The organism is Labilibaculum filiforme (assembly GCF_002843315.1).
Classification (GTDB): domain Bacteria; phylum Bacteroidota; class Bacteroidia; order Bacteroidales; family Marinifilaceae; genus Labilibaculum; species Labilibaculum filiforme.
The window spans coordinates 23,595-34,945 of sequence record NZ_MVDD01000029.1; the positions used below are offsets into that span (position 1 = coordinate 23,595).

General features: G+C 38.4%; 7 protein-coding genes. All 7 read left to right on the plus strand.

Features of this window, described 5'->3' with window-relative positions; all coding sequences use genetic code 11:
• Positions 1-67 precede the first annotated feature (67 nt).
• The 7 genes from BZG02_RS19905 (at position 68) to BZG02_RS19935 (ending at position 11,101) form a co-directional block, all read left to right on the plus strand.
• Entirely contained in the window at positions 68-1,369 is a 1,302-nt protein-coding gene (locus BZG02_RS19905) for a dihydrolipoamide acetyltransferase family protein (protein WP_101263507.1), read from the plus strand.
• Between the two features lie 3 nt (positions 1,370-1,372).
• The gene (locus BZG02_RS19910; RefSeq protein WP_245868147.1) at positions 1,373-3,466 is read left to right on the plus strand and encodes an alpha-ketoacid dehydrogenase subunit alpha/beta; all 2,094 of its coding nucleotides are present in this window, start codon (positions 1,373-1,375) and stop codon (positions 3,464-3,466) included.
• Positions 3,467-3,565: 99 nt separating this feature from the next.
• On the plus strand, positions 3,566-4,075 hold the full coding sequence (locus BZG02_RS19915) for a flavodoxin (RefSeq protein ID WP_101263508.1): 510 nt from the start codon (positions 3,566-3,568) through the stop codon (positions 4,073-4,075).
• Positions 4,076-6,039: 1,964 nt separating this feature from the next.
• Positions 6,040-6,834, plus strand: a complete 795-nt coding sequence (locus BZG02_RS19920; RefSeq protein WP_101263509.1) for a glycyl-radical enzyme activating protein — start codon at positions 6,040-6,042, stop codon at positions 6,832-6,834.
• Between the two features lie 164 nt (positions 6,835-6,998).
• The gene (hypD, locus tag BZG02_RS19925; RefSeq protein WP_101263514.1) at positions 6,999-9,362 is read left to right on the plus strand and encodes a trans-4-hydroxy-L-proline dehydratase; all 2,364 of its coding nucleotides are present in this window, start codon (positions 6,999-7,001) and stop codon (positions 9,360-9,362) included.
• Positions 9,363-10,261: 899 nt separating this feature from the next.
• A complete protein-coding gene (locus tag BZG02_RS19930) occupies positions 10,262-10,648 on the plus strand; it encodes a DUF5958 family protein (protein ID WP_101263510.1) in 387 nt (128 codons plus the stop codon).
• Positions 10,649-11,101: a hypothetical protein gene (locus tag BZG02_RS19935; protein WP_101263511.1), complete on the plus strand. Its 453-nt coding sequence runs from the start codon at positions 10,649-10,651 to the stop codon at positions 11,099-11,101. It abuts the gene before it with no gap.
• The last annotated feature ends 250 nt before the right edge of the window (positions 11,102-11,351 follow it).

Genomic DNA, 11,351 nt, shown 5'->3' on the forward strand with positions numbered 1-11,351 from the left:
AAGAATAATTTTCTATATTTGTATCGAAACATTTAAATATGATTATAAATATTAAAATATAAGTTATATGTCTAGCTTTGAAATCATAATGCCTAAGTTGGGCGAGAGCGTACAGGAAGCTACTATCACGAAAATGTTCGTGAAGTTGAATGATCAGGTGGAAGAGGATGATATGCTTTTTGAAATAGCAACGGATAAAGTTGATTCCGAAATACCTTGTCCGGTAGACGGAAAGGTGGTTGAAATCCGATTTAAAGAAAATGATGTAGTTCCCGTTGGCGAGGTGGTTGCAATTATTGCTTTGGGGGATGCTGACGATGTGGAAGCACCAGTTGAAGCAAGTGAAAGCACTGCCGAACCAGAAACAGCTCAAGCGTCTGTTGGAAGTGGAAGTACTTCTGATATTCAATCTACTTCAGGTCGATTTTATTCTCCGCTAGTGAAAAGCATTGCGAAAAGTGAAAATATTACTGTTCAAGAACTGGAAACAATCGCTGGTAATGGTACGGAGGGAAGAGTCCAAAAACAAGATGTTTTGGATTACTTGTCTAAACGAAACGGAGCAAACGTTTCAACACCCGAGGTGAAAACAGTTGCAGCACCAGTTGCAGCGCCTGCTCCAGTTGCCGAGAAACCAAAAGTTTCCATGTCTATCGGTGCTCAGGATCAGATTGTGGAAATGGATCGCATGAGACGAATTATTGCCGATCACATGGTGATGTCGAAACAAACATCTCCTCACGTAACCGCAATGGTAGAAGCCGATGTTACCGATATGGTAAATTGGAGAAATAAAGTGAAAGATGCTTTCCAGAAACGAGAAGGAACAAAAATCACCTTTATGCCTCTTATTATCGAAGCCGTTTCGAAGGCTTTACGTGAATTTCCGGGTGTAAATGCCTCTGTAGATGGATACAATGTTATTTTACGAAAAAATATCAATGTAGGTGTTGCAGTTGCTCTTCCAAGTGGAAATTTAATTGTTCCCGTGATAAAGAATGCCGATCAGAAAAATTTAATTGGTTTAGCAAATGATATGAATCGTTTGGCGACCGATGCACGAAATAATAAATTGGGTCCCGATGATATTTCGGGAGGTACGTTTACGATTTCCAATTTCGGATCTTTTAAAAATGTAATGGGAACTCCAATTATTAATCAACCACAAGTTGCAATATTGGCTGTTGGAACCATCGAAAAGAAACCAGCAGTAATCGAAACTCCAGCAGGAGATGCAATTGTAGTTCGCCAGAAAATGTTCCTTTCTCTTTCTTACGACCACCGTGTTGTGGATGGAGCCTTGGGAGGTGCATTCTTAAGACGAATTGCTGATTATTTGGAAGATTTTGAGATTAACAGAGCATTTTAAATCATGGAAATATTGGAAATTACCTCGGTAGATAGTACAAACAAAACTAATAAGATGACTGAAAGTAAAAAGTTTAGCATTAAAAATACATCAAAAGAATTGCTTAGTCGTTGGTTTCATATGATGACTTTAGGAAGAGCACTGGATGAGAAAGCACCGAATTACCTGAAGCAGGCAATCGGATGGTCTTACCATGCCCCATATGCAGGTCACGATGGCATTCAATTGGCAATAGGACAAGTATTCGATCGCAAAACCGATCATTTATTTCCTTACTACAGGGATATGCTTACCTCTATTTCGGCAGGATTAACTGCTGAAGAGATTATTTTTAACGGAATTTCGAAAGATACAGATGTAGCTGGTGGCGGTCGTCACATGTCGAACCATTTTGCAAAGCCAGAATGGAACGTTCATAATGTATCATCCTGTACAGGAAATCATACTTTACATGCGGTAGGCTTAGGTCGAGCAGTAAAAAAATACGATGGCAAAGGAGTCGTTTTTAGTTCTCAAGGAGAATCGTCGGTATCCGAAGGATATGTGTACGAGGCTATAAATGGAGCTACCAATGAGCAACTTCCAGTTGTATTTGTTTTTCAGGATAATGGATATGGAATTTCGGTTCCCAAGAAAGATCAAACAGCGAATAGAAAGGTTGCAGATAATTTTAGGGGAATGAAGTACCTAAAAATTATTCATTGCAATGGAAAAGATGTTTTCGATTCGATGAATGCCATGACAGAGGCAAAACAAATTGCTTTGGAGACTTCAACTCCGGTAATTGTTCAGGCTAACTGTGTGCGTATGGGCGCGCATTCGAATTCCGATAAACACGAATTATATCGCGATAACGCTGAATTAAATTACGTTACAGAATACGATCCGTTAGCGAAATTTCGCCGATTATTGGTTCGTTACAAGCGTTTTACCGAAGAGGAATTAGTTGCTATTGAAGCGGATGTAAAATTGGAAGTTAAAAAAGCACATAAAGCTGGTTTAGCAGCTCCAAATCCAACTCCCGAATCCATTCATGAGTTTGTGATTCCAGAACCATATGTTTCCGAGAAATACCCAGAAGGATTACACAATTTTACCGGCAACAACAAAAAGTTGATTGAAGGATTGAATGAAACACTAAAAGCAGAATTTCGTCTAAATCCAGATACATTTATTTGGGGACAGGATATTGCCAATAAAGATAAAGGTGGAATTTTCAATGTTTCCAAAGGAATGCAGAAAGAGTTTGGTAAGGAAAGAGTATTTAATGCTCCTATTGCCGAAGATTACATTATGGGAACTGCAAATGGAATGAGCCGTTACAACGATAAAATTAGAATTGTAGTAGAAGGTGCCGAATTTGCTGATTATTTTTGGCCAGCTATGGAGCAGTTTGTTGAAACTACTCACGAATATTGGAGAACTAAAGGACAATACTCGCCAAATATTACTGTACGTTTAGCGTCTGGTGGATATATTGGAGGAGGCTTGTATCACTCGCAAAATATCGAAGGCGCTTTATCAACCTTTCCAGGAGTTCGCATTGTTTATCCATCGTATGCCGATGATGCTGCAGGTTTGTTGCGTACCAGTATTCGATCGAAAGGAATGACAGTGTTTATGGAGCCAAAGGCTTTGTACAACGATCCGAAAGCTTCGGCAGCAGTACCCGACGATTTCGAAGTTCCGTTTGGAAAAGCAAGAGTACGAAGAGAAGGTGCCGATTTAACGATCGTAACTTATGGAAACACAACCCATATGTGTGTTGAGGTAGCTGATAAGATAGCCGAAGAGACTGGAAAGCAGGTGGAAGTGATTGATCTTCGCTCACTGGTGCCGATGGATACAGAAACAATTCTTAAATCGGTAGCAAAAACCAATAAGGTATTGGTTGTTCACGAAGATAAAGTGTTTTCGGGCTTTGGAGCTGAAATTTCGGCAAGCATTACCGAAAAAGCATTTAAAGACTTGGATGCTCCGGTAAAGCGTGTTGGTTCGGAACATACGCCGGTTGGTTTTAATCGTATTTTAGAAAAAGCGGTGCTTCCCAATAACGATAAAATTTACGCAGCAGCTAAAGAGTTAATCGAGTATTAATATCAGATTAGGAGATATAAGCTATGAGATTAGAGGCATTTAAAAAGGACTCAGTTTTTTCTCATATCTCAATTCTCACATCTCAAATCTAAAGATAAAATGAAAAAAATAGGTTTATTCTATAGTTTTAATACCAACAAAACAGCAAAAAATGCTGAGAAAATTAAGAAAGCTTTTGCTTCATCGGCCGAAATAGAAAGTGTAAATGTTGAGGAAGTGGACGAGGAAAATTTTCTTGCCTATGATAATCTGATTTTAGGAGTGCCTACATGGTTCGACGGAGAACTACCTAACTATTGGGATGAGTTTATGCCAGCCATTGAGGATTTAAAACTAAAAGGCAAAACAGTTGCTTTATTTGGTTTAGGCGATCAGGTCGGATATCCCGAGAATTTTGTTGATGCAATTGGTCTTTTGGCTATTGCACTGGAAGAACGAGGCGCAAAAATAATCGGATTAACATCGCCCGAAGGCTATAAGTACGAGCAATCGCGTGCCTTGCGTGATGGTAAATTCTTAGGTTTGGCTTTGGATATCGAAAATCAGGCTGGTTTATCGAACGAAAGAATTGAAGCTTGGGTTGAACAATTAAAAAAAGAGTTTAAATAGAATCCTTTATTGTAATTAAATAGTTGACAGGCTTCCTCGAAAGGGGAAGCCTTTTTTAGGTGATTATAATTTTAATGAAAATAGAATTTAACCACGAAGACACACAAAGTAAATAGAGCCTGAAGGGCTCAAATAGCCATAGCCCGGGGTAACACTCCGGGTTTGTTGGAAAATGGAAATCCGTCGCAAAAGGAATGATAAGAAAAGTGTTTCTCTTTCTCGCGACGGCATAGGTGAAATTCCGAAAGAGTTATCAACCCCCAAACACCTAAATTGGCTTATAAAAAAGAACAAAAACTATAAGTGTGAGTAGAAGTCCCCTTTAGGGGATTTAGGGGTTTTACTTTGGAAATAATAAGAAAAGAACACAGCTTCGAAAAAAGGAAATAGAAATATTCGGGAAATAGTTAATTCTAGTCATCGCCTGATATTTACCGCTTGCTTATAAATCAGAGCATGACGGAAGGAGAGCCTGAAGGGCTCAAATAGCCATAGCCCGGGACAACGCCCCGGGTTTGTATTCGGGAAATAGTTAATTCTAGTCATAGCCTGATATTTACCGCTTGCTTATGAATCAGAGCATGACGGAAGGAGAGCCTGAAGGGCTCAAATTTCAATAGCCCGGGGTAACACCCCGGGTTTGTTGTAAAATGGAAATCCGTCGCAAAAGGAATGATAAGAAAAGTGTTTCTCTTTCTCGCGACGGCATAGGTGAAATTCCGAAAGAGTTATCAACCCCCAAACACCTAAATTGGCTTATAAAAAAGAACAAAAACTATAAGTGTGAGTAGAAGTCCCCTTTAGGGGATTTAGGGGTTTTACTTTGGAAATAATAAGAAAAGAACACAGCTTCGAAAAAAGGAAATAGAAATATTCGGGAAATAGTTAATTCTAGTCATCGCCTGATATTTACCGCTTGCTTATAAATCAGAGCATGACGGAAGGAGAGCCTGAAGGGCTCAAATTTCAATAGCCCGGGGTAACACCCCGGGTTTGTTGGAAAATGGAAATCCGTCGCAAAAGGAATGATAAGAAAAGTGTTTCTCTTTCTCGCGACGGCATAGGTGAAATTCCGAAAGAGTTATCAACCCCCAAACACCTAAATTGGCTTATAAAAAAGAACAAAAACTATAAGTGTGAGTAGAAGTCCCCTTTAGGGGATTTAGGGGTTTTACTTTGGAAATAATAAGAAAAGAACACAGCTTCCAAAAAAAGGAGATAGAAATATTCGGGAAATAGTTAATTCTAGTCATCCCCTGATATTTACCGCTTGCTTATGAATCAGAGCATGACGGCAGGAGAGTCTGAAGGGCTCAAATAGCCATAGCCCGGGACAACGCCCCGGGTTTGTATTCGGGAAATAGTTAATTCTAGTCATACCCTGATATTTACCGCTTGCTTATAAATCAGAGCATGACGGAAGGAGAGCCTGAAGGGCTCAAATTTTAATAGCCCGGGGTAACACCCCGGGTTTGTTGGAAAATGGAAATCCGTCGCAAAGGAAATGACAAGAAAAGAATTGCTTTTTCTCGCGACGGAATAGGTAGTTAATATTCCCAGATTACCCCAAATCTTATAAACGGACAAAAACTATAAATGTGTGAGTAGAAATTTCCTTTAGGGGATTTAGGCGTAAGTTGCAGTGAAACAGCTATTCATTTAATTATTTAGCTGTTCTGTTTTGTTACGTAGAACGATTTTAAATCAGGCACCTAGCTTGTTTTCATTACTGGTAGTTCAAATTAAAATCATAGATTTACATCAATAGCGAATAAATTTATGAACAGAATTATTCCCATACTACACAGGCACTCCTACAAAGGCCTATACGAATGCTGGATTTGTTGATCCACTTGCATTCCTGTAAACTGATATAAGCTGATCAGTTCTCCTATCATCTTTTCTAAAAAGAAGTTTTGAGAGTTATTCTCAAAGCTCCTATCTAACATCTAAAATTCTATCTAATGAATGGTATCGTGTTTGATATCAAGCGATATGCTGTGCATGATGGTCCGGGAATTCGTACCACAATATTCCTAAAAGGCTGTCCGTTGCGCTGTTGGTGGTGTCATAACCCAGAAAGTTTTTCTCAGCAAATCGAAGAATTCAGTCAATGTAATAAGTTGGCAGAAAAATCCATTGAGACGAGAGTCAAGATTGGGAAAGAATACGCTGTAAGTCAATTAATCAAAGAAATTGAGAAAGATCAATTGTTTTTTGATGAATCGGGTGGAGGAGTTACTTTTTCGGGAGGAGAACCTCTCTTGCAAATTGATTTTCTGGATGCAATGCTAAAAGAATGCCGATTGATGGATTTACATACCGTGGTAGATACATCGGGTTTTGCACCCAAAAAGCATTTCGAACGAATTATCGATTCGGTGAATCTTTTTCTATTCGATGTAAAGCACATGGACGATGGTGAACATCAGAAATTAACAGGAGTTTCCAACAAACAGATATTGGAGAATCTGAAATATCTGATCGAGAAAGGAAAAAAACTGATGATTCGATATCCCATGATTCCCGGTTTTAATGATTCGAAAGAAAATATCCTAAAAATGATGGAATTCTTAGCAGATTGGACTTCCCAATTGGAAATTCATATTTTGCCTTATCACCGAATTGGAAGAGATAAATATGCTCGTTTCCACAAAGAAAATAGGATGCCTGATATTCCTTCTTTACAGGAAGAGGATGCACGTTGGGCAAAAGAACTTTTCGAAAAGGCTGGATTTACGGTAAATATTGGAGGATAGATTCAGTTAACAGAGGGCAGTAAACAGTTATCAGTAAGCGAATTCAATTAAAAAATAAATATTTCTAAATAATGTTCTCCCTTTTTAGGGGAGATCCCTACAGGGAGAGGGGTGAATTTGTAATTAATAATGATCAATTAATAATTATTAATTTTTTAAAGACAATGAACAAAAGAATAAAGCAATTACGCGACCAAAGTATAGATGCCATTAACAGCATTTCTCCGGAAAGAGCTTTGTTAATGACCGAATTTTATCAATCCGACGAAGCACAAATGGTATCCACGCCAGTGAAAAGAGCTTTGTCGTTTAAATATGTATTTGCCAACAAGAAAATTTGTATTAACGCCAACGAATTGATTGTTGGGGAGCGCGGACCAGCACCAAAAGCTTGTCCTACTTTTCCCGAAATCTGCATCCATTCTTTGGATGATTTACAGATTTTGAACGATCGCGAAAAGGTGTCTTTTCATGTTGATGAGGAAACCAGAACGATTTATAAGGACATTATCATTCCATTTTGGAAAGGCAAAACGAATCGCGATCGATTAATTTCCAACATGACTCCGGAATGGTTAGATGCTTATGGAGCGGGAATATTTACCGAATTTCAGGAGCAACGTGCTCCCGGACATACTGTTTTGGGCAAGAAAATGTTCCAAAAAGGATTTTTAGATGTAAAAGAGGAAATTCAGAAAGCAATGGACCAATTGGATTTCTTCGAAGATCCTCAAGCCTACGAAAAGCAGGAAGAGTTAAAGGCCATGGCAATTACTTGCGATGCAATTATTCTGTTTGCCAATCGGCATGCCGAAGAATTGGAACGATTGGCTAAGTTGGAAAAAGATGCAAAACGCAAAATAGAATTGGAACAAATGGCAAGAGTTTGTCGCAAGGTTCCTGCCCATGCTCCTGAAACTTTTCACGAAGCATTGCAACATTATTGGTTCATTCATTTGGGGGTAATTACAGAATTAAATCCGTGGGATTCCTTTAATCCCGGAAGGTTAGATCAGCATTTACAGCCTTTTTACGAAAAAGAAGTGCTAAGTGAGAAGCTCTCCAAAGAGGAGATGTACGAATTGCTTCAGGCTTTTTGGGTGAAGTTCAACAATCATCCGGCACCGCCAAAAATGGGAGTTACCGCTAAGGAGAGCAACACCTATACCGATTTTTGCCTGATTAATATGGGCGGATTGAAGGAAGATGGCTCGGATGCAGTAAACGACATGACTTATGTGCTTTTGGATGTGATTGAAGAGATGAGGCTTTTGCAACCAAGTTCTATGGTGCAGGTGAGCAAGAAAAGTCCCGACAGGTTTATAAAGCGTACGCTGAAAATAGTAAAAACAGGTTTCGGACAGCCATCCATATTTAATACCGATGCAATTGTTCAGGAGCTATTGCAACAAGGAAAAAGCATTGAAGATGCTCGTAACGGCGGTTGCAGTGGTTGTGTGGAAACAGGGGCTTTTGGTACCGAAAATTACTCTTTAAGTGGCTATTTTAATTTGGCCAAAATTCTCGAAATTACTCTAAATAATGGTTTCGATTCGCACACCAAAAAGCAAATTGGTTTGCAAACGGGTAAGCTTAGTAGTTTTTCCTCTTACGAGGATGTATTTACAGCATGGCAAAAACAGGTAAACTACTTTGCGGATATAAAAATTAGAGGAAATAATGTGATTGAGCGTTTGTATGCCAATTACCTACCAGTGCCATTTCTTTCGGTTTTGGTCGAGGATTGCATTTCGAAAGGAAAAGATTACAATGCCGGCGGAGCCCGTTACAATACCAGTTACGTGCAGGGTGTTGGATTGGGAAGTTTAGCCGATATGTTCAGTGCCATTCATTATCAGGTTTTCGATCAGAAGAAAATTTCTTTGGAGGAACTGAAATATGCAATGGATCAGGATTTTGTTGCTTACGATCAGTTACGAAGCGATTTGGTGTATAACACGCCAAAATATGGTAACGATGAGGCTTTTGCTGATGACAAAGCGATTGCGATTTTCGAAACTTTTTACCAGGCAATTAACGGCAGACCTACCGCAAAAGGAGGTGTGTTTCGAATTAATATGTTGCCAACTACCTGCCACGTTTATTTTGGCAATGTAATGGGCGCTTCGGCCGATGGTCGTTTGGCAGGCAAACCACTTTCCGAGGGAATTTCTCCTTTTCAGGGAGCCGATACAAAAGGACCAACCGCAGTGGTAAAATCAGCATCTAAAATTGATCATTTGCGCACGGGCGGAACTCTGTTGAATCAGAAATTTAGTCCTTCGTTTATGGCGAACGATACCGGAATTACTCAGGTAATGAATTTGGTGCGTTCCTATTTCCGCATGGACGGACATCACATTCAGTTTAATGTGGTGAGTGTGGAAACTTTAAAAGATGCACAAAAACACCCTGAGAATTACAAAGATTTAATTGTTCGTGTAGCTGGTTACAGCGATTATTTTAATGATTTGGGAGAAGATCTGCAAAACGAAATTATTCAGAGAAATGAGCATAAAGAATTCTAAAAATAGACGCATATTTTTAATGTTTATGATGATTAACACAGATATAACACGTATTCTCTGATTTTTTTCAATGAAAGAAGAGATTTAACAAAAAGAGTAATGAGCCTGAAGGGCTCAAATAGCCCGGGGGAAGCCCCCGGGTTTGTTGTAGAATGCAAATCCATCGCAAAGGGAATGATAAGAAAAGAACGAATCTTTCTCGCGACAGAATGCAAGTTCCCTTGAAATTGAATTGATAAAAAATTAATAGAAAATCAATAAGTAAAGTAATTTTTCAGTCTAAATAAGCTTCCTTCAATGGAAAATAGTCATTTCGCCACTCGAACATTCGTCCGATGATTTGTAAAGGCCTATTTGACCGTAAAAATCATCTCTCGACAATGTGTAATGGCATTTTTGACGCTCAAATCATCTCTCGACAATGTGTAAAGGCATTTTTGGCACTCAAATAAGCTCTCGCGGTTTGAAAATTAACTTTTTGTTGCTCGAACAGTCGCCCGATGATTTGTAAAGGCCTATTTGACCGTAAAAATGATCTCTCGACGAAATGTAAAGCCATTTTTGGCACTCAAATCATCTCTCGACAATATGTGAAGGCATTTTTGGTTCTAGAATGACCTCTCGCGGTTTGAAAATTAACTTTTTGTTGCTCGAATAAGCTCTCGCCGAAATGTAATCCTCTATATTTATAGTAATACTACCCATGTAAAATAATCATCCTGATTCTTTTGATTGGATATTATTGTTTTGTAGATTCGGGGAGGAAAACTAAAAAGGTGCACAATACACCCCAATAAAGCATGTATTGTGCACCTTTTTACCTGATATAGCAAAAATAAGTGCACCTATGGTACACAATTTAACAAGTTGTGGGTAATGCAAAAAGAGCATCGTACATTATGACAGATATTGAACTAAATATTAATAAATACGCTCAAAATAAACTGACCGATACCGATATAATGGATTGGTTTGACCAGCTTGATTTGTCAAGTCAAAAGGAGATTCGAGATAAGTTAATGATGTTCATGCAACAATCACATCCAACTGATGAATTGATTTCTAATGCGATTCAGACTGCACCGATTAAAGGGACATTGACACCTGTGATACTTTTCAAAACGCAGACTTTTAATATAGCGATTAGCAAAATTGTGAACTTACCTGATTCTGAACTGAGAAAGTCATTTATAATCATGTTGAGTATTTTCAAAACGGCTGATACATATCGCAGAGAAACAGATTGTAAAAATGGTTGTACTCATGAATGGCATAATTTAAAATAAATGGACAAGACATTAATAACAATTTTACTTCCAACTATTGGAGCTATAATCGGATTTTATTTAAAAGCGACAATTGAAAAACGTAAAGAGTATTCAAGCGAAGTCACTCGAGAGAGACGTGAACTATATTTAAAGTTTGTCACATTGATGGTTGATATTTGGAAAAATTATAAAACAAGTAAGAATCAAGGCAAGAATAATTTTACTGAGAAATTGTATGATTTCTATAAAAAGTACATTCTTTATGCATCACCAAGGGTAATTAAAGCTTTTGGTGATTTTATGCAATATACATATCATCGCGATTCTCAAGAAAATCCTAAAGAGTATTTTGGGATGATTACAAAAGTGATGTTAGAAATGAGAAAAGATTTGGGATTGAAAAACAAATCATTAGGTACAAATGGAGAATTATTGATGAGAGCCCTGATAACAGATTTTGATAATATTTAAAATGCACATACCCACAACAATGTGTATAATTCATAAGGGTTTCAGAGGTTTTTGAGCGTTATCACCCGCATCAAATTCAGGTGGTAAACTGATAGGTTTGAAGTCCGCAATCCCTTACGAAATCATAGTGTGCCGAGAAGCAGAACATCGGCGAAACAAAGTTCTGCATGCTGTAAATAAGATGGTGGATGCATTTGTAAGCAGACCCACCAATGTCGCATTTCAGGATGAGGCATTAAACCACCTAAAG

Coding starts and splice junctions, on each gene's coding strand:
- BZG02_RS19930 (WP_101263510.1), top strand. CDS start 10,262: ATGACAGATATTGAACTAAATATTAATAAATACGCTCAAAATAAACTG.
- BZG02_RS19935 (WP_101263511.1), top strand. CDS start 10,649: ATGGACAAGACATTAATAACAATTTTACTTCCAACTATTGGAGCTATA.
- BZG02_RS19920 (WP_101263509.1), top strand. CDS start 6,040: ATGAATGGTATCGTGTTTGATATCAAGCGATATGCTGTGCATGATGGT.
- BZG02_RS19915 (WP_101263508.1), top strand. CDS start 3,566: ATGAAAAAAATAGGTTTATTCTATAGTTTTAATACCAACAAAACAGCA.
- hypD (WP_101263514.1), top strand. CDS start 6,999: ATGAACAAAAGAATAAAGCAATTACGCGACCAAAGTATAGATGCCATT.
- BZG02_RS19905 (WP_101263507.1), top strand. CDS start 68: ATGTCTAGCTTTGAAATCATAATGCCTAAGTTGGGCGAGAGCGTACAG.
- BZG02_RS19910 (WP_245868147.1), top strand. CDS start 1,373: ATGGAAATATTGGAAATTACCTCGGTAGATAGTACAAACAAAACTAAT.